At 73.4% G+C, this 24845-nt stretch carries 12 protein-coding genes and 1 pseudogene; 5 read left to right on the forward strand and 8 right to left on the reverse strand.

Annotated features, from left to right (window positions below):
• Nucleotides 1-11: 11 nt before the first annotated feature.
• Entirely contained in the window at nt 12-1031 is a 1020-nt protein-coding gene (locus tag ACWD4O_RS24375; RefSeq protein WP_451282776.1) for an N-acetylglucosamine kinase, read from the forward strand.
• A 5-nt stretch (nt 1032-1036) separates the two neighbouring features.
• Nucleotides 1037-3262, forward strand: coding sequence for a glycoside hydrolase family 3 N-terminal domain-containing protein (locus tag ACWD4O_RS24380; protein WP_451282778.1), 2226 nt, complete (start codon nt 1037-1039; stop codon nt 3260-3262).
• On the opposite strand, the gene ACWD4O_RS24385 is transcribed toward ACWD4O_RS24380, so the two are convergent.
• The 6 genes from ACWD4O_RS24385 to ACWD4O_RS24410 all read right to left on the reverse strand — a co-directional run bounded on the left by ACWD4O_RS24385 (nt 3252) and on the right by ACWD4O_RS24410 (nt 12769).
• Nucleotides 3252-4130 (reverse strand): carbohydrate ABC transporter permease, encoded by an 879-nt coding sequence (locus ACWD4O_RS24385; protein ID WP_451282780.1) that lies wholly within the window; start codon nt 4128-4130, stop codon nt 3252-3254. The two genes, ACWD4O_RS24380 and ACWD4O_RS24385, sit on opposite strands and share 11 nt — an antisense overlap.
• A complete protein-coding gene (locus tag ACWD4O_RS24390; RefSeq protein ID WP_451282947.1) occupies nt 4127-5149 on the reverse strand; it encodes a carbohydrate ABC transporter permease in 1023 nt (340 codons plus the stop codon). Before ACWD4O_RS24390 ends, ACWD4O_RS24385 begins: the two co-directional genes overlap by 4 nt.
• On the reverse strand, nt 5149-6522 hold the full coding sequence (locus ACWD4O_RS24395) for an extracellular solute-binding protein (protein WP_451282781.1): 1374 nt from the start codon (nt 6520-6522) through the stop codon (nt 5149-5151). The genes ACWD4O_RS24390 and ACWD4O_RS24395 overlap by 1 nt, the downstream gene beginning before the upstream one ends.
• Before the next feature lie 148 nt (nt 6523-6670).
• Nucleotides 6671-7417, reverse strand: coding sequence for a peptidyl-prolyl cis-trans isomerase (locus ACWD4O_RS24400; protein WP_451282783.1), 747 nt, complete (start codon nt 7415-7417; stop codon nt 6671-6673).
• A 79-nt stretch (nt 7418-7496) separates the two neighbouring features.
• On the reverse strand, nt 7497-11768 hold the full coding sequence (locus tag ACWD4O_RS24405) for a glycoside hydrolase family 38 N-terminal domain-containing protein (protein ID WP_451282785.1): 4272 nt from the start codon (nt 11766-11768) through the stop codon (nt 7497-7499).
• Nucleotides 11769-11884: 116 nt separating this feature from the next.
• Entirely contained in the window at nt 11885-12769 is an 885-nt protein-coding gene (locus tag ACWD4O_RS24410; protein WP_351907340.1) for a MurR/RpiR family transcriptional regulator, read from the reverse strand.
• Nucleotides 12770-12991: 222 nt separating this feature from the next.
• Between ACWD4O_RS24410 and ACWD4O_RS24415 the strand changes: the two genes are divergently transcribed.
• On the forward strand, nt 12992-13765 hold the full coding sequence (locus ACWD4O_RS24415) for a sugar isomerase domain-containing protein (protein WP_451282948.1): 774 nt from the start codon (nt 12992-12994) through the stop codon (nt 13763-13765).
• An 87-nt stretch (nt 13766-13852) separates the two neighbouring features.
• Here ACWD4O_RS24415 and ACWD4O_RS24420 read toward each other — a convergent pair whose 3' ends face one another.
• Nucleotides 13853-16999, reverse strand: a complete 3147-nt coding sequence (locus ACWD4O_RS24420; RefSeq protein WP_451282786.1) for a beta-N-acetylglucosaminidase domain-containing protein — start codon at nt 16997-16999, stop codon at nt 13853-13855.
• Between the two features lie 274 nt (nt 17000-17273).
• Here ACWD4O_RS24420 and ACWD4O_RS24425 point away from each other — a divergent pair, with 274 nt between their 5' ends.
• Entirely contained in the window at nt 17274-18926 is a 1653-nt protein-coding gene (locus ACWD4O_RS24425) for a sigma-70 family RNA polymerase sigma factor (protein WP_451282788.1), read from the forward strand.
• A 183-nt stretch (nt 18927-19109) separates the two neighbouring features.
• Nucleotides 19110-19513: pseudogene (locus ACWD4O_RS24430) on the forward strand (iron chelate uptake ABC transporter family permease subunit).
• Between the two features lie 17 nt (nt 19514-19530).
• On the opposite strand, the gene ACWD4O_RS24435 reads toward ACWD4O_RS24430, so the two are convergent.
• Entirely contained in the window at nt 19531-24696 is a 5166-nt protein-coding gene (locus tag ACWD4O_RS24435; protein WP_451282790.1) for a hypothetical protein, read from the reverse strand.
• Nucleotides 24697-24845 lie beyond the last annotated feature (149 nt).

The raw sequence follows: 24845 nt of genomic DNA on the forward strand, positions 1-24845 counted from the left end.
CATGGGGAGCAATGAATAGTGATTTGAACCAGGCTTTGGTGGTCGGCCTCGACGCCGGCGGCACCCGTACCCGTGCCGTCCTGGCGGACCTGGGCGACGGCCGCGCGCTGGGCGAGGGCACGGCCGGGCCCGGAAACGCGCTCACCGTGCCCGGACCGGAGCTCGCCGACCACCTCACCGAGGCGCTCGCGGCCGCCGTCCCCGCACCCCTGCGCGGCCGGGTGGCGGCGGTGGCGGGCGGTTTCGCCGGCGCCGGCCATCAGGGCCAGGGCGCGGACGAGCCCGGCCGGGTGCGCGCCCACATCGCCCTGGCCGCCGCACTCGCCCGGCTGGGCATCGCCGCCGGGGCCGAGGTCCACAGCGACATCGAGATCGCCTTCGCCGCCGCCCCGGGACACCCCGCCGACGGCCTGCTCCTGGTGGCCGGCACCGGCGCGGTCGCGGCCCGGATGGACACCCGGGCCCCGGCCGCGACCTCCGGCGGCGACGGCTGGCTCCTGGGCGACGACGGCAGCGGCTTCTGGATCGGCCGCTCGGCCGTGCGCTCGGCCCTGCGGGCGGCCGACGGCCGGGGCGCGCCCACCGTCCTCGTCCGTGCGGTGGGCCGGGAACTCGGGCTGCCGCCCGGTGTCCTGCCCCCGGAGGGCTACGGCGTCGCCGACGCCGTCCCCTGGAGCGCGACCCTGCGCACCGCCTACCGGGCGCACCTGCTGCCCGCGGTGATGGACCGCCCGCCGGTCCGGCTCGCCGACCACGCCCCGCTGGTCGTGGCGGCGGCCGAGGAGAAGGACGCCGTGGCCGGGGAGATCCTGCGCGAGGCCGCCCGGCTGCTCGCCGAGACCGTGACGGCACTGGCGCCCCGTCCGGGCGAACCCCTGGTCGTCACCGGCGGCCTGCTCGCCCCCGACGGCCCCCTGCTGTCCCCCCTGGCCGGACACCTGGCCCCCTTCTCGCTCACCGTCACGCCGGTGTCCGACGGCGCGCCCGGAGCGGTGGCCCTGGCCCGCCTCGCCCACGGCATCGGACGCTGACGCCGATGACCCCGTACCCGTACCCGTATCTCGACCCGACCGCCCCCCTCGACACCCGCGTCGCCGATCTCCTCTCCCGGATGACACTGCGCGAGAAGGTCGGCCAGCTCAACCAGCGGATGTACGGCTGGGACGCCTACCGCCGCACCCCGGACGGGGACTTCGAACTCACCGAGGCCCTGCACGCCGAGACCGAGCGGTTCGAAGGGCTCGGCGCCCTGTACGGGCTGATGCGCGCCGACGCCTGGTCCGGCGTCGACCACGGCCACGGCCCCGGCGCCGAGGACAGCGCCGACCTCGCCGACCTGGTCCAGCGCCACGTCCTGGAGCGCAGCCGGCTGGGGATCCCGGCCCTGTTCGTCGAGGAGGTGCCACACGGCCACATGGCCCTCGACGGCACGGTCCTCCCCGTCAACCTGGCGATCGGGGCCGCCTGGGACCCCGCCCTCTACCGGCGGGCCGCCGCCCACGCGGCCGCCGAACTCCGCGCCAGGGGCGGCCATGTCGCCCTCGTCTCCGCCCTGGACATCGCCCGCGACCCGCGCTGGGGCCGCACCGAGGAGTGCTACGGCGAGGACCCGTACCTCGCGGCCCGGCTGACGGAGGCGCTGGTGCACGGCATGCAGGGGACGCCGGCCGAGCACTTCGCCGCCGACAAGGCCGCGGTCGTCCTCAAGCACTTCGCCGGACAGGGCGCCACGGTCGGCGGCCGCAACTCCGCCGAGTCCGAGCTGGGCCCGCGTGAGCTGCACGAGATCCACCTGCCCGCTGCCCGGGCCGGCGTCCGCGCCGGGGCCGCCGCCCTGATGGCCGCCTACAACGAGGTCGACGGCCTGCCCTGCTCCGGCAACCGCGCCCTGCTCACCGGGCTGCTGCGCGAACGCTGGGGCTTCGAGGGACTGGTGATGGCCGACGGCCTCGCCGTGGACCGGCTCGCCCGGATCACCGGCGACACGGTCTCCGCGGGCGCGCTCGCGCTGAACTCCGGTGTGGATCTCAGCCTTTGGGACGAGGGCTTCACGCACCTGACCCAGGCGGTCGAGCGGGGACTGGTGAGCGGGACGGCCCTCGACACCGCCGTCGCCCGCGTCCTGCGGCTGAAGTTCCGCCTCGGCCTCTTCGAGGACCCGTACACCCGACGGGCGCCGCTGCCCGACGGCGGACGCGAGCTGAGCACCGACCTCGCCCGGGCCTGCGTCACCCTCCTGCACAACCGCGAGCGCGTCCTCCCCGTCGGCCCGGCGGTACGCCGGGTCGCCGTCCTCGGGCCGCACGCCGCCACCGCCGCCCACCAGCTCGGCGACTACACCGCGCCCCAGCGCCCGGGGACCGGCGCCAGTGTCCTCGACGGCCTGCGCAGGCTCGCCCCGCCCGGCGTCGAGGTCCGCCACGCACGCGGCTGCGCCCTCACCGGCGACGACCGCGCCGGCGTTCCCGAGGCGGTCGCCGCGGCCGCCGACTGCGACCTGGCCGTGCTGGTGCTCGGCGGCAGCAGCGCCCGGACGCCCGAGACCGAGTTCGACGCCAACGGCGCGGCCCTGACCGCCGTCTCCGAGATGACCTGCGGCGAGGGCGCCGACCTCGCCGGACTGCGGCTCGGCGACGCGCAGTACGCGCTCCTGGACGCCGTCGTCGCGACGGGCACGCCCACGGCGGTGGTCCTGATCCAGGGCCGCCCGCACCTCGTGCCGGACACGGCCGCCGCGCTGCTCACCGCCTGGTACCCGGGCCCGTGGGGCGGCGAGGCGATCGCCGAGGTCCTGCTCGGGCTCGCGGAACCCGCGGGCCGGCTGTCCGTCTCCGTGCCTCGCTCGCCAGCCCAGCTCCCCGTCCACTACAACCACAAGGACACCGAGTACGGCGGCTATACGGACGGGAGCGCCGAGCCGCAGCACTCCTTCGGCCACGGGCTGTCGTACACGAGCTTCGCGTACGGCGAGCCCCGGCTGACGGGCCGCACGGTCGAGGTGGAGGTCGCCAACACGGGGGAGCGGCCCGGGCGTTCGGTCGTGCAGGTGTATCTGCGGCGGTTGATCACGTCCTCGTGGCCGCGGACCCTCGAACTGTGCGCCTTCGACGGTGTCCGCCTCGCCCCCGGAGAGCGCCGTACCGTCGCCCTGACCCTCGACGACGGACAACTGGCCGGGGCCGACTCCGTCGAGATCCGTGTCGCGGAGTCGGCCCGGGCGGCCCTGACGACCGTGCCCGTCGTCCTGGACCTCAGAGCTTGACCGCTCCCGACGACACGCCCTTGTAGAACCACCGCTGCGTGATCACGAACAGCACCAGCACCGGGACGACCGAGATCACCGACCCGGCCATGACCACCCGCTGGTCGTAGCCGAACGACGAGCTCTGCAGCCGGGACAGACCCAGCGTCAGCGTCATGTGCTCCTCGGAGCGCAGCACGATCAGCGGCCACAGGAAGTCGTCCCAGGCGCTGATGAACGTGTTGATGACGACCACCAGGATCGCGCCCCACGCGGACGGCAGATACAGATACCGGAACCGCTGCCACTCGCCCGCTCCGTCGAGCATCGCCGAGTCCTCGATCTCGCGCGGCACCGCCAGGAACGCGCCCCGCATCAGCAGGACGTTGATGGCGCCGACGAACCCGGGCAGCCACACGCCCACCAGGTTGTCGACCAGTCCCAGGTCGCGGATGCTCAGGAACAGCGACACCATGATCGACTCGAAGGGGAACATCATCGAGGCGATCAGCACCACCCAGACCGCCCTGCGGCCCTTCCAGCCGGGCTTGGAGAGCATGTAACCGGCCGTGGTCGAGAACACCAGCTGGCTGGTGATCGACAGGACGACCACGATCATGCTGTTCCTGATGTACGTGGCCACCGGCACCTGTTCGAAGACCTGCCGGTAGGCGCGCAGCGTCGGATGGTGCGGCAGCAGGGAGGCGTTCGCCCCGAAGACGTCCTCGCTGGTGCTCTTCAGCGAGGCCAGCAGCTGCCAGACCAGGGGGCCGACGGTGAGGCCGAGGACGAACAGCAGCAGCAGATAGCGGACCACCAGCTCGCCGGGGCGGCCGTAGTCCCGCCAGCGCGGCAGCAGGCGGCGGCGTTTCTCCACGGCGGTCGTCATGACTCGTCCTCCTTCGTCAGACGCTGCGCCAGCAGGGTCAGACCCAGCGTCAGCACGAACAGCGCGACGCTGACCGCCGAGCCGTAGCCGGCGTTGCCCGTCAGCGGGTCCAGGCCGACGTCGCGGATGTAGAAGGGCAGGGTGCGGTCGGCGCCGCCGGGGCCGCCGGTGGAGCTGCCCAGCATGTAGATCTCGGTGAACACCCGCAGCGAGCCGATGCCGGTGAGCGTGCCGACCAGCATCATGGCCTGCCGTACGCCGGGCACGGTGATGTGCCAGAAGCGGCGGACCGCGCCGGCGCCGTCCATGGAGGCCGCCTCGTGCAGTTCCTTCGGCACGTTCCCCAGCGCGGCCAGGTAGAAGACCATGTACCAGCCGAGCCCCTTCCAGAGCGTGAGACCCATCGCGGACAGCAGGATCAGCCAGGAGTCGGACAGGAACGGGATGGCGTCCTTGATCAGATGGGACTTCTCCAGCCAGGTGTTGATCAGGCCGTCGTCGGCCAGCAGCCACTGCCAGCTCAGACCCACCACCACGCTGGAGGCGAGCACCGGCGTGTAGAAGGCCGACCGGAAGAAGCCGATGCCGGGCAGGTTCTTCTCCACCAGGACGGCCAGCATCAGCGGCAGGAACACCATCAGCGGCACGACGATCACCGCGTACAGCACGCTGTTGCGGGTGGCGAGCCAGAAGTCGTCGTCGCCCAGCATCCGGCTGTAGTTGTCCAGGCCCACGAAGGACGCGGCACCGCCGAGCGGCTTGGCGTCGGTGAACGACAGCAGCAGCGTGTTGAAGAAGGGGAAGACGCCGAACACCACCGCGCAGAAGACCGCGGGGGCGGTCCACAGCCACGGCAGCCACCAACGGCGGTACAGGGCCGCCCCGTTGGCGCCGGGAGCGGGGCCGGGCAGCAGCGCCCGGCCGAGGCGGCGCATACGGGACGGGGCCGGGCCCGCCGCGGAGGCGGTGCGCTCCGCGGCGGGCCCGGACGCCGGCTTCACGATCTGGGTCGCCACGATCAGCCCGCCTGCTTCAGCAGCTCGTTCGCCTTGTCCTGGGCGTCCTTGACGGCCTGTTCGGGGGTCTTCTTGCCCTGCATGGCCAGCTGCACCTGGGACACGATGGCGTTCTGCACGGCCGGGGAGAGGCTGGTCTGGTACGCGGTGGTGGTCTTCAGCTGCTCGGCGACCAGCTTGCGGGCCTGGGAGAACGGGTCGTTCCCGGTGACGTCCTGGAAGAACGGGTCGTTCAGGGAGGTCGTGGTCGTCGGGAAGATCACCACCTTCGGGTCCTTGCACCAGGCCGTCTGGTTCTCGGCGTTGGTGAGGAACTCCGCGAACGCGAGGGCGGCGGGGGCGTTCTTGCTGGTCGAGGCGACCCCGATGTACTGCGGGGCGGCGGTGACATGGCCGAGCTGGTCGTACGGCTGCTGGCCGACGCCGGTCTTGGCGTAGACCGACGGGCTGTTCTGCTGCACGAAGCGCACGAAGCTCGGGTTCGTCGAGCCGTAGGCGACCTTGCCCTGGCTGTACAGCGTGGAGGGGTCGTTGCTGGAGGACAGCGAGTCCTTCGGCATCGCGCCTTCCTTGTACAGCTTCGCCATCCAGGCGACCCACTCGACAGTCCTCGGATCATTCGCGAAGACCGCGGACCTGCCGTCGGCGGACAGCGTCTTGATGTCCATCTGGTCGAAGTCGGCCGGGATCCGCCAGATCGGGTTGGCCATCGTGGCGAAGTACTTGCCCTTGGCCGCCTTGGCGATCTTCTCGTAGTCGGCGAACAGCCCGAACACGGTCGTCGGCGGCTTCGCCGGGTCGACGCCGGCCTTCTTCAGCAGCTCGGTGTTGTACGTCAGCAGGATGCCGCCGGTGTACCAGGGGAACACGGTGTGCGCCGACGCGCCCGAGGCGTCCTTGAAGGTGCTGGAGTTCCAGAACGCCGGCACGAACGGCTTCGCGGCGTCGGGGTCCTTCACGCCCAGGTTGAGCAGATAGCCCGCCTTGGTGAGGGAGGTCGCCGTCTCGGCGTTGAGGTTGAGCACGTCCGGCAGGGTGCAGGCCTGGGCGTCGGCGACGGTGCGCGAGGTGAACGTGTTGTCGCCGGGGTCGTCGATCCACTTGACCGAGGCGTCGGGGTGGGCCTTCTCGAACGCCTTGATCACTCCGTTGAAGAAATCCCCGAAGTCTTTCTTCAGATTGGTCGTCTGGAAGGTGATCCGGCCCTTGACGTCCCCCGTGAGCTTCCCGGAACCGACGTTGCCCTGGTCGTCCTTGCAGCCGCCGGCTGTGGAGTCCCCGCTGTCGGAGCCGCCGCCCGACAGGCCGCAGCCGGCGGCGGTGAGGGTCAGGGCTATGACGCCGGCCACGGTTCCGGTCAGTCTGCTCGCGCGCATGGTGCCTCCTGTTGCTGGTTCAAATCACCAACTTGGACTCCGATTGATGAAAAGGTGGACCAGAATTCATCGGAGGTCAATGGCTTGCCGTGTTGCTTTTCTGTTCCGGGCGGTTACCGGCGCGTCAGCGGCCGCCACCGCGACGGCGTCAGTGCCGGTGCTCGTGGTCGGGGTGGGACGGGTCGCCCGGGTGCTCGTGGCCGGGCGCGTACGCCACCTCGGTCCGGGCCCGGTCCAGCCACCCGAAGAAGGCCTGCCGGCCCATCGCGCGCCGCAGTTCCCGCACCACCTCGTCGCGGACGTCCTCGTACGGCAGGACGTCGGCGGGCCCCAGCTCGCCGTAGGGGTCGGCCCCGAGCCGCAGCGCCTCACGGGTGAGGAAACGGTCGCGATTGCGGACGTAGTAGTCCCGCACGGCCCGTTCCGGCACCTGCTGCTCGGCCTCCAGCGCCAGCAGCAGGGCACGCGCGGCGGGGGAGTGGGCCAGCGCCACCGCGACGATGCTGCCCAGGTCGGCGACATCGGTCCCGGACACGGCGAGGACCCGCGCCGGGGACACCTCGGCCGGCGGCGCCAGACCGCGCTGCGCGCAGGCCCGGCGGGCGAGTTCGTCCGTGACCACGACCTGCGTGGCCCAGCGTCTGCGCTGCCGCTCGGCGCGCGCCAGGGCCTCCGGCCGGGTCTCGCGGTCCCGGGCCGGGACGGCCGCCAGCAGGGCGTCCACCCGCGCCGCCGGCACCTCGTCCCCGCTCACCACCGCCGCCACCGCAGGCCCGCCCGTACCGTGGCCGCCGGCCAGGTCGTGCGCGTGCGGGCCGGGCGGCAGGGGCTCCGGAGGGGCGCCCCGGTGCTCCGGGGGTACGGCCCTGCCGCCGGCCGTGGTCGATCTGCTCATGACGTCGCCTCCGCTGCGGCCGTGTGCGTGTGCGTGTGCTTGTCCGTGGGCGTCCGGTCGCCGGTCGGTGTCGGTCCGCTCATGGCGTCACCTCCAGGACGACCGCCTCCGAGTAGGCCACGCAGCCGTGCCAACCGGCCTTCGTCATCAGCCAGTACGACCCCGGCGCCAGCGCCGAGCCGTCCACCTCCACCTCGCACACCGTGCTGTCCCCGGCGGCCACCACGAACCCCTGGCAGCCCGGTCCGACCCCGGCCCAGGTGCCCCAGGACGACAGCGCCCACAGGGTGCCGCTCACCGGCCCCCGGGTGGTGTTGCGCAGGCTCACCGGCACCCGCACCCGCTCGCCCCGGCGCACCCGGACCCGGTCGACGCCCAGCTCCATCAGCAGACTCGGCCCGGTCCGCCCGTCGGGGCCGCCCTCCGCGGCCTCGCCGGGCACGTCCAGGGCCACGACGTCCTCGTAGGTCTGGCCGCCGTACGTCAGCCGCGCGGCCAGCCGATGGCGGCCGGGCACGGCGTCCGGCGGCGGGGTGACGGTGACCTCGGCGAGCGTGAAGCCGCCCGGGCCGAGCGCGTACGGCAGTTCGGCTGGCTCGGCGCTCCAGCCGTCCGGCACGTCCACCGTCACCGTGCCCGACACGGGCGCGTCGGTCAGCTCGGAGGAGACGCGGACGGTCGCGGTGACCGGGCCGTCGACGGTGAGCACGCCCGGCGACAGATAGACGGCCAAGGGCAGGTTCCCCCTGGGCGCGGGGCCGGAGTTGTGCAGCCAGTAGCGGGTGTACACCGGCTGGGCCGGCTCGTGCGCGGCCACCCCGGCGCCCTCGACCGGCCGCCCGTCGACCGGTACGGCCAGCACGGTGGCCACCTCGAAGCCCGTCAGGTCCACCTCCAACGCGCCGTCCCCGTCGGGGGCCAGCGGCTCACCGGGCCGCTCCAGCACGTCCGCCCGAACGCCCTCGGCCCACGCGGTCGGGCCGGTCAGCCGCGCCCGCACCGGCCGGCCGTCCACTTCGTGCGCCCGCACCGCGACCCCGCGCGCGGGGTCCACCGGCGTGGTGCCGCCCCGGGCCAGTGGCGATCCGGCCGGCTTCAACGCGTCCAACAGCACCCGGCCCTCGGGCCGCAGCGTCAGCAGAGCCGTGGACCTCGGCAGGCCGGCCGGTGTGTCGCCCGGCTCCCGCAGCCGTGCGGTCAACGGACGGTTGAAGGCATGCCCGGCGCGCGGCCAGCCCAGGTCGCGCCAGTCGCCCTCGCCCGCGACGACCGCGTACTCGAAGGTGTGCGACCAGCGCTGCAGCTGGAACGCGGAGCCGTCCGGGGCGGTGCGCCGGGGCGGGTCGACCCAGATCCCGGAGGGCCAGCCGGTGCACGAGCGCATCAACGACATGTAGAGGTCGCCGGAGGAGGTGACCACACAGCCCGGCGTGCCCCGGTTGAGGACCGCGAAGCCCCGGCCGTCCCAGGAGTCGCCCGGCGGCAGCGCCTCGCCGCCGCCGGCCGCCGTGGCCCGTACGGTCGCGTCGTCCAGGTCGGCGATCAGCGCGTCGACGGCCTTCGCGTCGTCCTGCGCGCCCGCGCCCGCCACCACGAGCAGCGGCAGCCGCTCCAGATCGCGCAGGTCGGCGCCGGGCACCCACTCCTCGCGCAGCGAGGCGCGGGGTGCCACCCACACGGTGGCGAGGCCGTCCTCGGCCAGTTGGCGGCGCAGCTCGCGGGCGGCCGCCGGGTCCCATCCGAGGGCCTCGGCGACCACCGGGTTGCGCTCCGGGCCGCCGACGGCGATCCGGATGTCGGGCAGGTTGGAGTCGACCTCCAGATCGCCGTAGCGCGGGCCGCCCGCGATCGTCGAGGTCGCCGTGACGCCCGTCCGCACCAGGGCCGCGGCGAGTGACGTGCCCAGTGCGCCGGCGGTGTCCCAGTCGGCGAACACCAGCTCGGCGACGCCGATGGAGCGGTGTCCGAGCAGTGCGCCGACGCCGTCGTGAACGGCGACCCGGGCCGTGGAGCCCAGCCCGAACCAGGTGTTGGCCGGGTTGTCCAGCGTCCATGGGAACTGTTCGCTGTCCACCTCCACGAACCCGAAGCCGCGCCCGATCACCGCGTCCGCGACCTCGTGCACCGGCAGACCGCCGCGCACGTCCGAGGGCCAGCGCACCCGGATCAGCCGGTCGGCGCCGTCGTAGCCGTCGACGGTCGTCGTGACGTCCAGCCGGTCGACGCCCGCCCACAGGGTGAGCCGCTGGGTGTAGCGGAACAGGCCCAGGTCGGCGCGGACGGTGATGCGGGAGCCGGCCGGGGAGTGCTCGACATCGATGTCAGCGCTGACGTCCCGGCTACGGGCGGCGGTGGTGCCGGTCGGGGTGAGGTGCCAGGGCCCCTCGCCGAACCGCGGGTGCCTCGGGTACTCCTCCTGCACGACCAGTTCGTTGCCGATGTCCCCGGGGCGCAGCAGCTCCCGGCCGCCGTCGCCTCCGGTGCGGGCGCGCAGGGTGCTGACGCCGCCGCCGCGCGCTGGGTCGACCGTCACCTCGTAGAACTCGTTGCGGATGGTGGTCCCCTCGCCCGCGGTCCAGCCGGGCACGCGGCCCTCGGCGAGGGAGAGCGCCCGGAGGCCCATGCCGGGCACATCGGGCACGACGACCCGCAGCACGCCGTCCTCGCGCACCGCGGGCAGCGGCAGACCGGTGACGTCCAGCGGGACCAGGCCCGGGTCGTCGACGCTCAGCACGTCCCGGCGCCGCCAGGTCGCGGAGTTGAAGACGACCAGGTCGGGCGCGCCGCCGGGCAGTTCGACCACCTGGCGGGCCAGCGCGTCGGTCGCGTCGGCGTGCACGGCCTCGGCCAGGTCGTACAGCTCCCGCCAGCCGGTGAGCAGGTCGATGTAGACCTGGTCCGACTCGGAGCCGGTGATGGCGTCGTGGTGGGCGCCGTAGATCAGCTGCCGCCAGGCCTTGTCGAGGGCCGCGTCGGGATAGGGGCGTCCGGTGACGAGGGAGGCGAGGGTCGCCCAGGCCTCGGCGTCGGCGAGCAGCGACTCGCCGTGCCGCTGGGCCTGCTTGGTGTCGATGTAGGAGACGTCCTTGCCGGTGTACACGGGGTTCATGTCCCGGGTCTGCGGGGACGCCGTGCGTCCCTCCCGCTCCAGCTCGTCCCGTACGGCGGCGAAGAAGTCCCGGGGGATGCCGCTGACGAACCGCGGCCACACGTACCGCTCGTTCCAGTCGCGGTGGATGCCCATCACCCAGCGGCACGGCGGGGCGTAGTCGCCGCCGACCGGCAGCAGGACGTTGCGGGTCAGCGCGACCTTCTTCAGTCCCTGGAAGAGCCTGAGCGCGGCGGCCTCCGCCTCGGGCAGCGTGGGCGCGTTGTCGATGGCCCAGCCCGCGCCGTAGTGGTTGACCATGTAGGCGGTCAGCAGCCCGCGCCCGGAGGGGGCGATCCAGCTGAACTCGGCCGGGAACTGCATGCGTCGAGGATCGCGCGGCTCCTCGCCGAACACCGACAGGGTCGGCCCCCACTGGTGGAAGGGCCCGCGCGCCCAGGAGCTGGAGGTGACCCCGGCGTCCGCCATCAGCCCCGGGAACTGCGGGTCGTGCCCGAACGCGTCCAGCTGCCAGGCGGTCTCCGGCGCGGCCCCGATGATCCCGCGCTGGAAGCCGTCGCCGTACAGCGCGTTGCGTACGGTGGCCTCGGCGCCGGTGAGGTTGGTGTTGGGCTCGTTGTAGGTGCCGCCCATGATCTCCACCCGGCCGGTGCGGATCAGCTGGCGCAGGAAGGACCGCTCCTCGGGGAAGGCGTCCCAGTAGGGCTTGAGATAGTCGACCTCGGCGAGCACGAAGGTGTAGGCCGGGTCGCGCCGGGCCAGGTCGCAGTGGGCCCGCACCAGGCTCATGCCGCTCTGGCCGCGCGAGTCGAAGGTGCGGGCGGCCAGGCCCGTGCGGGCCGGGTCGTCGGCGACGTCCCAGGTCTCGGTGTAGGCGGCCTGGGTGTTCCACCAGACGGGGTCGTAGTGGAAGTGGCTGACCATGAACATGGTCCAGCCGGGTTCGGCGACCGTGAACTCGGCGGTGTGCCGGGCCAGTAGAGCGCCGTCCTCGGCGGTGACCGTGATCTCGCGGCGCTCGCCCGGGGCGAGGCCGTCGGCGGCCACGGATATCTCGGCACGCACGGTGCCGTCCTCGCCGACGGTGACGACGGTCTCCCCGACGCTGTGCACACCCGGTCCTGCCACGCTCAGCCGGACCGGTCGGCCGGGGTCGTGCTCGACGTCGACGGCGACCACCTGACGCGGCTGGTCCTCCGTGCCGGTGAAGAGCTCGGTCGACTCGACAGACATGACACGCATGGGGCTCCTAGGAGTGCGCGGCGGAGCCCCATCCTGGCATCGCGGGGTGGTTCAATCAACCATTTCTTGCCATGTCGGTTGGCTCATCCATGCATGCCGGGTGTGCGCCGGTCGGTTCAGCGGGTTCGCCGGGACTTCACCGCATGCGCCCCGGCGATGTGGTCCGTCAGCGCCAGGGAGGCGCTCGCCCGCTGGTAGGAGAGCTGGCCGACCCGCACGTAGAGGCAGTCGATGAGCATCAGCGCGGAGTGCCGGGCGCCGATGCTGCCGGTGCGGAAGCTGGTCTCCGAGGAGGACGAGATGAGCCGTACGTCGGCGGCGCGGGCCAGCGGCGAGCGCGAGTCGGCGGTGAGGGCGATGGTGGTGGCGCCGCGCTCCTTGGCCAGCTCGAACGGCTCGATCGTCTCCCGGGTGGCCCCCGAGTGGGAGATGCCGATCGCCACGTCCGCCGGGGTGAGCAGGGCGGCCGAGGTGGTGGCCCCGTGCACCTCGGTCCAGCCGCGCACCGCGCAGCCGATGCGGAACAGCCGGGTCTCCGTCTCCTGGGCGACCGCCCCGCTGCCGCCGACCCCGTAGACGTCTATGCGCCGGGCGCGGGCCACGGCCTGGGCCGCGCGCTCGATCGCGTCCAGGTCGATGCGGTCGATGGTCTGCTGGATGGCCCGCAGATCGGCGGTGCCCACCACCTGGACGACCCGCTCCAGGCTGTCGTCGGGGGAGATGTCCGGGCCGATCTCGGCGCTGCCCCAGTCGGAGGCCTCGCCGCGGCCGCGCTCCTGGGCCAGTTCGATCAGCAGATGCTGGTAGGAGTCGAGGCCGATGGCCCGGCAGAACCGGGTAACCGTGGCCTGGGAGGTGCCGGTGCGGCGGCCCAGCTCGGCGGCCGAGCAGTGGGTGACGGCGGCCGGATCCTCCAGGATCAGCTCGCCGACCTTCCGCAGCGAGCCGGCCAGCCGGGGCAGCTCGGTGCGGATGAGAGTGGTGACATCGGTCGAGGGCATGCAGAGAAGGTATCAGCCACCCGTTAGAGGCACGCCTGAATACCACGACCGGAAATCGCCCGCTCCGCCCGGGGGCGAACTGGGCCATTGCCCGCGCTGCCGAGCCTGTGATTTATTGATTCACCGGTAGGTGAGTACGGGGTGGTTCAATCCACCAGTGGGGAGTTCCAGGTGTCTGTCGAGAACGCTGACGAATCCGTGACCGAGCCGGTGGGCGAGACGATGACCGAGCCGGTGACCGGGCCGGTGAACGCCGACCGCTTCGCCCGCGAGAGCCTGGCCGTGCTGAACGACCTCACCGAGTCCGCGCGCGCCGACGTGAGAGCCGCTGCCGCGCTGGTCGCCGACTGCATCCGTCAGGACGGCGTCCTGCATGCCTTCGGCACCGGTCACTCCCAGGCCATGGTCCTCGAACTCGCCGGCCGTGCGGGCGGACTGGTGCCCACCAACCGCCTTCAGATGGCCGACCTCGTCCTCTTCGGCGGCGATCACCCCAGCGGCCTCGACAACCCGCTCCTGGAACGCGAGCCCGGCGTCGCGCTGCGCCTCTACGAGCTCGCCGAGCCCCGCCCGCAGGATCTCTTCGTCGTCATCTCCAACTCAGGCGTCAACAACGTCATCGTCGAGATGGCCCTGCACGCCAAGGAGCGCGGTCACCGGCTGCTGGCGATCACCTCGCTGGCCCACACCCGGTCCGTGCCGGCCACCCACCCCAGCGGCAGGAAGCTCGCCGACCTCGCCGACGTCGTCCTCGACAACAAGGCCCCCCGTGGTGACGCCCTCCTCGAACTCCCCGGCGGGGGCGCGGTCTGCGCCCTGTCCACGCTGACCGGGGTGCTGCTGGTCCAGATGACGGTCGCGGAGACGGCCGCGCAGTTGCTCGCCTCCGGCGACCGTCCGCCGGTCTATGTCTCCGCCAACGTGCCCGGCGGCTTCGAGGGGAACCTGGAACTGGAGCGGCGGTACGCCGGACGGATCCGGCGCACCGCGAGTTAGCTCCGCTGGTTGGGCGTGATCGACCTGCGGGCCGGTGGGGGCTGGGCGCGCAGTTCCCCGCGCCCCTGGGCGGCGTGTCCCCGACCGTCAGGTCACAGGTACCGGAGTGATGGCGACGGCCAGCGGATAGGCCCCGGTCGGCAGCGGGGTTCCGGTGGTGCCGGACGCCGTGTCGACCGGTACCAGTTTGTTGCCGTCCGCCGTGGTGACGTAGATCGTCTTGCCGTTCCAGTCGGGGGCCACGTCGAAGGCCGAGCGGCCCACCGTGACCGGCGTCCCCGGGGCGCCGGTCACCGTGTCGACCGGCGTGACGGTGTCCCCCGTGCTGGGGCTGACCCACAGGGTCCGGCCGTCCGGGGAGAGCGCGAGGCCGTAGGCCTGGCCGGCGACGAGGAAGGTCGGACCGGTGTCGTTCGTGGCCGTGTCGATCGGGGTCACCGTCGAACCGCCGGAGTTCGACACGTACACGGTGCTCCCGTCGGGCGACGCGACCACGTTGAACGGGGACGGACCCACGGGGATCGCCGCCCCGGCCGTGCGGGTCGCGAGGTCGAGCGGGGTGACCGTGGCGTCGTGGATGTTCGCCACGTACAGGGTGTCCCCGTCGGGCGTGATCGCCATGTTCTCCGGACCCGAGCCGACGGCGACGGCCGCACCCGCCGTCAGCGTGCCGGTGTCGACGGGCTGCACGGTGCCGTCCGTGTAGTTCGCCACCCACAGCGTGCGGCCGTCGGGGGTGAGGGCGAGGCCGGCCGGGACCCGGCCCACCGCGACCGTGCCGGTGACCGTCCCGCTCGGCACGTCGATCACACTGACCGTGTTCGACCCCTGGTTCGCCGCGTACGCGGTGCGCCCGTCGGCGCCGACGACGACCTCGCCCGGGTTGGCGCCCACCTTGATCTCGGTGCTCGTGCCGGCGGCGAGGTCGATCGAACTGACCGACGCGCCGCTGAAATCGGCGGTCAGCGCCCGTGGGCTTCCCGCGCCGTCGGTCACCTGGACGGGCAGTGCCCGGGTGAGCACCCCCGAGCCGCCCGAGACCACGACCGGGCGGACGCCCGCCGAGGCGTCCGGGGCGGCCGTGAACGTGACGGTGGCCGAGGCGCTGCCGCCCGCCGGGACGGTGACCGTGCCGCCGGCCGGAGACGCCGTGACGCCGGCGGGCACGGTGAGCCGCCACGCGACGGACCGGGCGGCGGTGGAGCCGTGGTCGGCGAGGGCGAGGGTGACCGTCGCGCTCGCGCCGGGCTTCAAGGACAGCGAGCCGGGGGAGAAGGACGGGTCCACGCCGGGGTCGGGGGCATTGTGGATCATCGCCGTGTAGAGGAACTGGTCCATCACGCCCGGCGACACCTGTTGCGGTATCGCGTCCAGCGTCTTGCGCTCGCTGCGCAGCCGGTTCCAGTACGTCGACACGGCCTCGGCGTCGCCGCGCTTGTCGGCGAGGAGCAGCTCGACGGCGGTCAGCCCGGCCTTGCCGTAGGAGCCCAGCTTGTCCAGCCAGGCCGAAGTCTCGCTCAGGAACCCGGGGTCGGCGAGACGGGCGCGCAACTGCGCGGGTGCGGCGGCCATGTCGGTGAAGTAGGACCGCAGCGCGGCCGCCGCCCGGTCGAGGCCGCGGTCCTGCTCGTACGCCGTGCGGAAGGCGGCGATGAGCCCGGTCAGCGTCGGGGACTCGGTGGCGTCCAGGAGGGAGGAGTAGTTGTTCTCGGCGAAGATCCGCAGCCATTTCGCGGCCTTCGCCGTTCCGGCGAGGTCGTCGACCGAGGCGAGGAAGGCCGCCCGGGGGTCGTAGCCGTCCGGATTCCACAGGTAGGCCGCCGAGGTGAACAGCGCCAGCCTGCTCGCCTCGCCCTGGACCATCGGGTTGGCGGTGACGCCGACGGCCTCCCGTGCCACGTCCGCCTCCCTTCCGGTGTAGGGGCCGAGCAGCAGACGGCTGGTGACGTAGTCGTTGACCGGGTAGTTGTCCCAGAGCAGGATCGGGTGCCCGTAGACCGTGCGGGCCTGCCGCAACTGCGCGGCGGTGACGGTGGGCGCGATCACGCCGACGCCCGTCCACTCGACGACGACGTCGGGGTCCAACTGCTCGCGGAGCGCCTTCTTGTAGGGGGTGTCGGCGAGGTCGGAGTACTCGGTGGGAACCATTTCCAGCGGCTGGAGACCGGTGCGGCCGGCCGAGAAGTCGTGCCACACCCGGTTCAGCAGTTCGGCCTGCGCGGCTCCGGCCGCCCCGCCCCCGCTGCCGAACCTCTCCTCGTCGGCGGGGCAGTTCCACTTCGTGTAGCTGATGTCGTCCAGCGGGATCGCGAAGGAGCGCACGCCGATGTCGTACAGCGAGGCGAACTTGCGGACCAGCGCGGCTACGTCGGCGTCCGAGGAGTAGCAGACCGACAGGCCGGGGGAGAGCGCGTAGGTGAAGCGGACGTGGTTCGCGGCCGCCCGGTCGACGAGTTCGCGCAACCGGCCCAGCTCGGCGGCGGGGTACTCGTCGCGCCACCGCTCGCGCAGGTAGGCGTCGTCCTTGGGGGAGTAGACGTACACGTTCTGCTTGGTGCGGCCGTAGAAGTCGAGTTGGCCGAGCCGCTCGGCGTGTGTCCACGGCGTGCCGTAGAAGCCCTCGACGACCCCGCGCAGCCGGGCCGTGGGCCAGTCGCGGACCGTCACCTCGGGCAGGCGCGGGCCGGTGAGGAGCTGACGGAGGGTCTGAGCGGCGTAGAAGGTGCCGGTGGCGTCGACGCCGGACAGGGCGAGCAGGGCGCGTCCGGAGTGCCGGCCGGAGGCCAGGACGTATCCCTCGGACGGCAGTCCGGCGGGCGACCGGACGCCCAGTTCCTTCAACGCCCGTGCGGTGGCCGGGTTTTCGCCCGGGCCGCCGACGAAGACGGTGAGCCCGGCCGCGGGCGGGCGCGCGCCGGAGGGGACGGTCACGATCCGGTCGGCCCCGGCGGCCCGCAACGCGGCCTCGACGACCCGGCGGGCGGCGGGGTCGGTGTCCGGTCCGACGACCTCGACCACCCGGTCGGGGACGGTGAGCCGACGCCCGTCGGCCTCAAGGTGCCGGGGCGTCGGCCACACCTGGGGAACGGCTGCGGCGGCGGGCTCGACCGGTGCGGCGGCGGCCGACGGCAGCGAGGGGAGCGTCAGGCCGAGGGCCAGGAGCAGGGCCCGGTACAAGTGCCGGGGTCTGCGCGGAGGTAGGGGGCGGCGGAACGCTTGGGTGAATGAAGTCACCAGAAGAGGCTAGGGATGCTGAATCGAGCCTTCAAGAGGGCGGTGTCGGCGCGACGGCAGGGGGCTGACGAGCCGGTTCCGTTTCCCGTGACGGCACGTTCCGGCGCAAAACGGTGCGTCCCGAGCGGGATGTGACCTTCTCCATTGCACAGACGCCACAGGAGCCGCGAACCTCTCCTCGCACAACTTTCCGAAGAACTGTTATCCGGTGCTCCCGCGGAGATCCCCGAAGTGACGGACAGCATCGTTCGGCGTCGAGGACAGGGAAGCAGCAATGACTGAACGGCACACGGTGGAGGCGGCGGCGCTGGTGACCGCCGCCCGAGCGGGCGACCACGCGGCACAGGACGCGCTCGTCAGCGGGTACCTTCCGCTGGTCTACAACATCGTGGGCCGGGCGCTGAACGGCTCGGTGGACGTGGACGACGTCGTCCAGGACACCATGCTGCGCGCCCTCGACTCGCTGGGCTCGCTGCGGGAGCCCGAGAGCTTCCGCTCCTGGCTGGTGGCCATCGCCATGAACCAGGTCCGCGCGCACTGGAACCGCCGACAGCCCGACCGGGGCGCGGTGGAGGAGGCCGACGCGGTGGCCGATCCGGGCGCCGACTTCGTGGACCTGACCATCGTGCAGCTCCAACTGTCCGGCCAGCGGCAGGAGACCGCGCGCGCCACCCGCTGGCTGGAGCCGGACGACCGGGGGCTGCTGTCCCTGTGGTGGCTGGAGTGCGCGGGCGAGCTGACCCGGGCGGAGACGGCCGCCGCCATGACGCTGTCGCCGGAGCACACCGCGGTCCGTGTGCAGCGGATGAAGGCGCAACTGGAGGCGGCCCGCGTGGTCGTGCGGGCCCTGGACGCGCAGCCGCCGTGCCAGGAACTGCGCGGCGCTCTCGCGGGCTGGGACGGCCGGCCCTCGGCGCTGTGGCGCAAGCGCATAGCCCGGCACGCGCGCGGTTGCGCCCGCTGCTCGGGCCTGTGGAGCGGACTGGTGCCCGCGGAAGGCCTCCTGGCCGGTCTGGCCCTGGTCTCGGCGTCCTCCGCGCTTCTGTCGCACACGCGCTCGGCCGTCGACACCGTCGCCCTGGCCGCCGCGGAGTCCCCGGCCGCCGGGGACGTGGACCTCGGGGTGTCCGTGCGGTCGGGGCGGCGCGGCGCCGCGGGCGAGCGGACCGCCTCCCGCACCGCGGCCCGTCGCAGGCGGCGCACCCGCCGGCGGGCGGTCGGCGGCGCGGTCGTGGCGGCCTGTGTGGCCGGCGGCGGCTTCTACTACTTCGGCATGCAGCCCGAGGGCGGGACCGGGGACAGCGCCGCCGTGCAGCCCGCGAGCGACGAGACCGTCTCCGACAGCCCCACACCGGACGCCGGCCGTACGGGCTCGCCGTCCCCCTCGCCTTCCCCGACGGTGTCCGCGTCGGCGTCCAGGTCGCCGAGCGCGAGCCCCTCGCCGAGTCCCGGCAAGAGCAGGACCGTCGCGGCGTCGGCGCCGGCGAAGACCTCCGCGCCGAAGCCGTCCGCCTCGAAGACAGCGTTCGCGCAGTCGGGTTCGTCCGACCTCGAGAGCCAGGTGATCGCCCTGGTCAACAAGGAGCGGGCGACGGCGGGCTGCGGCGCCCTCACGGGAGACGCCCTGCTGCGCAAGGCGGCCCAGGGGCACTCCGACGACATGGCCGCCCGTGACTTCTTCGACCACACCAACCCCGACGGCGCCGATCCCGGCCAGCGCATCACGGCCGCCGGCTACCGCTGGTCCACGTACGGCGAGAACATCGCCAAGGGGCAGCAGACGGCCGAGTCGGTGATGACCTCCTGGATGAACAGCGAGGGCCACCGCGCCAACATCCTCAACTGCGACTTCAAGAACATCGGCGTGGGGATCCATGACGGGGCCGGCGGCCCGTGGTGGACCCAGAACTTCGGCACCAAGCTGTGAGCCCGAGGGGTCCACTCGGGCAGTCGGCTTGTCCGGGACGGTCGAGTTGGGGTCGGCGGCGGAACTTCGCGCGTTGCTGGGGGAACCCCAGCCTCTCGTGATCGACAAGGTGCACGCGGCAGCGAGGTGCTCCGCGTCAACGGACGGGCCCGGATCCTGACCGACGCCCCGTTCCTCGACGACATGGCCGATCGCGGCCTCGGACTGTCCTCCGTCACCGAGGGACTGCTCCTGCTGTTCCCCGAGGAGACCGACGGCCTCTACCAGTGGAGCCAGGGCAGCATCAGCCAGAACGGCTTCGACGGGATCGTCCAGATGACGCCCGTGGCCCTGGTCGGCCTGGCCGGACTGCTGCTGACGGCCCGCCGGGTGGACGCCCTGGCCCTCGGCGACGAAGCCGCCCAGGGGCTCGGCGTCCCCGTCCGGAGCACCCGGATCACCGTCTGGTCTGCACCGCCGACATCGTCGGCCGGATCGTGATCGCACCGGCACAACTGGGCGCCGGCCTGATGACGGCCGTCATCGGCACGCCCTACTTCCTGTACCTGCTCATCCGCACCCGCGGTCTGCGGACACCGTCCGGCTGACCGCGGGTGACGTTCCGTCAGGCACCCCCTGTCAGACGGCCGTCCGGGTCCCGCAGGCGGCCGGCGTTCGCCGCGTCGGCCAGCAGACGGCGCACCGCGGGGGCGGGCATGCGGATGACGACGGGCTCCGGCAGGGTGACGTCCTGCACGGCCGTCGATCCCCGCCCCGACACGCGGTCGGCCACCTGCGCCACCACCCGCATGTCCAGCGTGAACTGCACCAGCACCGACTCGAACTTGGGCTTGTGCAGCGGCATCGAGCCGGCGGCGTTCGCGGCCGTGTCGGTGGCGCTGCCGCTGCCGTCCATGACGCCGAGCAGCTGGTTCATCCGGAACTCGTCGGCGTTGAGCGTGCCCGCGCCGAACAGTCCGCGCGCCGACTTGCCGTGCTCGTTCGCCTGCTGCCCGTCGCCGCCCGTCGGACGGGGCGCGTCCAGCCCGCTCTGTGCGACGGTCTCGAAGGTCATCTTGTCGCCCACGTCCAGCACCCGGCCGGCCCGCAGCCGGGCGTGCAGCGAGGTGTGCAGGTCCTGGCCGGACGCGCCGGTCGCGTGCACCGGCGGGAGGTCGACGCCCGCGGCGGTCAGCAGCGGCAGCGCCGCGATCAGCCACTCCGTGGAGACGGCCTCGCGCAGCAGATGGAAGGCCGCCTCGCCGCTCGTGCGGAACCGCGTGCTGCCGCCCGCCCGCTGCACCGCGTCGTCCACGGCCTGCTGCACCCTGGGCGTCCCCCGGAACCCGTTGACCTGGGCCTCCATGGGCAGCCGCACCCCGGTGTCACGCCACGGGCCGAGCCGGTCGGCGCCGGCCTCCGTCGCGGCGGCGGCATGCGCGCCGACCTGCTGGGGCGGCACGGGCGCGAGCCGCGACAGCGCGCGCAGATCCGCGGCCAGGACGCGGTGGGTCAGGCTGAGGCCGTCCAGCCGGTCGAGCGCGATCCGGCGGTTGCCCGCGAAGACCTCCAGCCGCGCCTCGATCGGCACGTTCATCCGGGCCGACGGCGCGGCCGACGCCTCCGCGACGGTCTTCACGCCCAACTGGGCCCGCCCGACGCTCACGGAGCGGCGCGAGTCGCTCGACGACACGCCGAGACCCGCGGCCGCGCCCGCGCTCTTCAGCTGCCCGGCGCCGCCGTCGGGCTTCCCGGAACCGGCGACGACGGCCTCGACGCCCCGCGTGTCGCTCTCGTCGTGGGCGCCGGCCCGCTGCGCCGCGGCGGAGGTGATGTACTCCATGTCCCGGCCGTCGGAGGCCGTGTCGAGGTATGTGCCCCGCCCGGTCCTGCGGATGCTGAACACCGCCCGGTACGGCCGCTTGCGCCCGTCGAACAGCTCGACGCCCACACCGCCGTCCATCGCGCTCGACAGCAGACCCGCGGAGCCGTCCCGGTCGAGCACCCGCAGCAGCCGCTGCACGTTGTCGTTGCGGTCCTTCAGATGCGTGCGCGGCAGCAGCTCTTCCGCGAGCGCGTCGCCGAGCCTGCCGCGGATCCCCGCCAGCAGGGGCACGAAGTCGGGCAGCTCCTCGATCATGCCGAAGCCCAGCGGGAGGCTCTGGGCCAGCCCGGGGGCCGGCGGCGCGTCCGTCGGGGCGTGGCCGGAGCTCTCCGCGACCTCCCCTTCGGCCGCGCGCGTCCTCGTGGTCCCGCCGTCGCCCTTGGCCGCCGCCTTGGCGCCCGAGCCGGAGGCCGCGTCCTTGTCCTGCTTCTCGCCGGGCACCGGCAGCCCGGCCGCCCGTAGCTGGGCCGCCGTCAGCCAGACGGAGACGGCGGCCGGGACCGTACGGCCGCCGCGTGCCACGTACGGGCCGCCGCCCGTCACGGCGACCTCGGCGACCATCCGGACCACCAGGTCGCACTGGACCAGGTAGAGCGGGCTCTTGCGCGAGGTGTGCGCGTTGCGCTCGACCGTGCCGACGAGCGTGGAGGCCGTGGTGTCGCCGCTGCCGAGCGTGCGACCGGCCGAGACGCCCTCGGCGATCCGCCACTCGGTGCCGTTCTCCGCGCCCGTCAGACCGCCCTGCACGGTGGTGCTGTTGCTCTTGCCCTCCTGGCCGGTCACCTGGTGCCCGCCCAGGACGAAGGTCTCGGTGCCCGCGCCGGTGCCCTGGTGCACGACCCGCGGCGCGGTCAGCGCGAAGCGGGTGCCGACGGCCCCGTTCAGCTCGGCGAGCCGACGCGCGTACCGCAGGTTCTGCACCACCCAGCCCGCGGAGACCGCCTGCCGCAGCGCCGCCGTCACGGCCTGCGGACTGAACCGCTCCTCCACCGCGAGCCGCGGCGCGAGCCCCTCCGTCTCCAGCGCCCGGTCCCTGCGCGGCCGTTGCCCGGCCTCCGCCTGGTTGCGGGCGGCGGCCCGCGACAGCAGATCGAACGCCAGATCCCGCACCGGCTGCCCGTCGCCGACGGTCTCCACCAGCGTCCAGTCGCGTACGCCCCCGCCGCCCAGCGCCTCGGGGGCCAGACCGGCCAGGTCGCCGATGCCCGCCGCCCCGAACTGGGCACGCGCGTCGAGGTGTTGTGCCTTGCGTGACGTGGTTCCGGTGTCCAGTCGCTGCTTGGCGGCGGCGTCCATGGTGAACGCGGTGGGAGTGAGCAGCCGCACGTCCTGGGCGTCGAACGGGAGCGTCGCGATGTCCTCGGGCGTGGGCACGTCCCGGCCCAGCGAACCCGGCGTGAGGGAACGGGTGACCTTGCGCTCCCGGCTCGTCATCGTGACGCCGACGCCCAGGCTCAACGCCCCGCCGAACACGCTCGCGGTCTCGGAGCCGTTGGTGAGGACGTCGGTGCGCAGGGTCGGCCCGGCCTGCCCGCGCCGGGTCGTCGTACGGCCCTTCTCGGCCCGCACCGACGCGGTCAGGGCGCCGGGGATCAGCCGGAACTGACCGAGCGCCATCCCGCTGACGGTCCGTGAACTGGCCCGCCCGCTCTGGACGTTGCTGGTGACACCGGCATGACTGCGCACGAGCCAGTCGCCGGTGTCACCGAGGTAGCCGGTCTCCCGCAGCGAGCCGGTGACCTTCACCTGCACATCGTGCGTGTGGAAGCGGGACTTGCGGCGCATCCGCACCCGGATGCCGGTGGACAGCAACTGGTCCTTGTTGACCCGCAGATTGGTCTCGGACAGCGCGGCGACCAGCTCGCGGTAGTTGCGCCGCTGGACCTCGGCGTCCTCCGCACTCGGCTCGTGCGCCCGGTCCTCGTCGCCGAAGGCGGGCAGATAGCCGACGAGCCGCGCATCGGTGGCGAACAACTGCTGCACGGCCCGCATCATGGGCGCGGTGTCCAGCCGGCTGATCGCCACGCTGGACCCCATGGCCCCGAACGGCAGATGCCGGACGAGGTGCTCGGGCGGCGTGTCCCCGGCCGTCTTGCTCCCCTCGGCCCGCTCGCCGCTCTCCAGCTCGTCCTGATCGACGTCCCTGGCCTTCCCCTTGCCCTTCGCGTCCCGCTTCTCCTGCTTCTCCTTCTCCTCGCGCTCGGCTTTCGTCAGGGGGCGCGGCGGCTTCTCGACGAACGCCCCGGCCGTCACGCCCTCCGGCAACGGCAGCCCCAGCTCCTGCGCCTCGTCGGCCCGCAGGGTGATCCAGACCCGCATGGTGTGGTGCGCCGTACGGCCGCCGCCCCGCGCACGGGTCAGGGGCGAGGTCGGGCCGCTGCCCTCGACGGTGAACAGGACCGTGCCCAGATAGAGCACCTTGTCGCCGCGCACCTCCGCGCCCTGCCGACTGGACACGGTCTGCTCGGCCATGGTGAACCGCGTCTTGCGCGCACCGACCACCGGCATGACGGTGCCGCGGACCGCCGCCGCGTTGCCGAGGACGCCGACCCCCAGCGCCGGGCCGACGCCGAAGGCGCCGCCGCGGCCCTTGCCCGCGGTGTCCGTCACCCCGTTCTGGGTCTGCTGGTGGGTGCGCAGCTGCGTCTTGCCGGTGGACCAACCGGGGGCCAGCTCGGTGACCGCGGCCCGCATCCGGTAGGTGCCCGTGGTGCTGCCGTCCCGGCTGGTGAGATCCTCGCCCACCACCCCGTCGCGCAGCAGCCGGGGCAGGTCCTCCAGGACCGTCGCCGTGGCGGTGGCCTCGTACAGCCGGGCTCGGCCGGGGGCTCCGGGCCAGGTCAGGGACGGGTGCAGGGCGGCGGCGACCGCGTCGAACAGCCCGCCGCCGCCCTGATGGGGAGCGGCGCCGTCCGCGACGGCGAGCGGTGCCATGGAGTCGGCCAGCGACACCGCCCGGGCGGTCTCGGCCGACACCGGAACCGGCGCCGGCGGGGCGTCGGCGGCGATCGGCACCAGATGCTCCACCGGCACCCGCATGGTGAGCGAACCGGCGCCGCTGAACCGCTGGGCGGAGCGCGCGCCGTCCTTCTTGATGCGCACGCCGTAGCGCACCCTGCGCGGTACCTCGACGGACCCCTTGTCGCTGCGCAGCACGCGCGGCTCCGCCGTACTGCGCTGGGCGCGCGAGTCCCGGGACGACTGGAAGGGCTGGGCGTTGACGGTGGCCGCCGCCCCCGCCCAGACGGCCGGCGCCACCGGGGCCAGTCCGAACGCGGTGAACGACACGCCCTTCGACGCGGACGAGCCCACACTGTGCGCGACGGCGGTGGAGGAGTTGTGCTGCACGTCCACCTTGGTCGCCGCGCCCTCGGCATCGGGACCCGCGGCGGAGAACACCGGGGGCCGGTCGTCGACCGCGGGGGAGAGCGTCACCGTGACGTCGTAGCGGTCCGTGCCCCGCGGCCCGGTGACCGCGAAGGCCCGGCCGCGCCCGTAGAACGACTCGGGCCGCCCGGCCAGCTCCGCCCCGATCTCGGCGACGACGTCGTCGCGGCGGCCGATCTGCTCGGCCAGGGTGGTCGTGACGAACTCATGGCCGGTGAGCGCGTAGGCCGTCGACAGTCCTCCCGCCTCCATGTACCGCAGATACGGCGGGAGTTCCAGGGCGTCGTCCGCCACCTCCTCGACGACGTCGAGCATCGGCGCCTTCCGGCGGCGGGCGGTGGAGGGCCCCGCCCCGTTCAGCGCCGCGACGGTCGCCGCGTTGCCCGCGCTCTGCTGAAGCCCCAGCAAGGGGTTCGGCCCACCGCTGCGACCTGCCGCCCAGGGCGCACGCGTCGCCAGCGGGGACCGCTCACGGGCACTGCTGTGACGGTCGTCGCCCGCCTGCCGATGATCTCGCACGCGCGTCAGCGTATGGAGCGTCCAGCGGCCCGGCGGGCGTCGCGCGAAGTGTTCAACTGGCGTATGCCCGCAGGTCGTCGACCACGAGGAACGACTCCCCCGGCGGGGGTGGCCGCCCCTGACGTGCGGCCACCCCCCACGTGCGGGGA

The organism is Streptomyces sp. NPDC002623 (assembly GCF_053592635.1).

Bases quoted from the DNA above. Each gene is read 5' to 3' on its own strand.
- ACWD4O_RS24375 (WP_451282776.1), top strand. From the start codon at position 12: ATGAATAGTGATTTGAACCAGGCTTTGGTGGTCGGCCTCGACGCCGGC.
- ACWD4O_RS24380 (WP_451282778.1), top strand. From the start codon at position 1,037: ATGACCCCGTACCCGTACCCGTATCTCGACCCGACCGCCCCCCTCGAC.
- ACWD4O_RS24385 (WP_451282780.1), bottom strand. From the start codon at position 4,130: ATGACGACCGCCGTGGAGAAACGCCGCCGCCTGCTGCCGCGCTGGCGG.
- ACWD4O_RS24395 (WP_451282781.1), bottom strand. From the start codon at position 6,522: ATGCGCGCGAGCAGACTGACCGGAACCGTGGCCGGCGTCATAGCCCTG.
- ACWD4O_RS24400 (WP_451282783.1), bottom strand. From the start codon at position 7,417: ATGAGCAGATCGACCACGGCCGGCGGCAGGGCCGTACCCCCGGAGCAC.
- ACWD4O_RS24405 (WP_451282785.1), bottom strand. From the start codon at position 11,768: ATGCGTGTCATGTCTGTCGAGTCGACCGAGCTCTTCACCGGCACGGAG.
- ACWD4O_RS24410 (WP_351907340.1), bottom strand. From the start codon at position 12,769: ATGCCCTCGACCGATGTCACCACTCTCATCCGCACCGAGCTGCCCCGG.
- ACWD4O_RS24415 (WP_451282948.1), top strand. From the start codon at position 12,992: ATGACCGAGCCGGTGACCGGGCCGGTGAACGCCGACCGCTTCGCCCGC.
- ACWD4O_RS24425 (WP_451282788.1), top strand. From the start codon at position 17,274: ATGACTGAACGGCACACGGTGGAGGCGGCGGCGCTGGTGACCGCCGCC.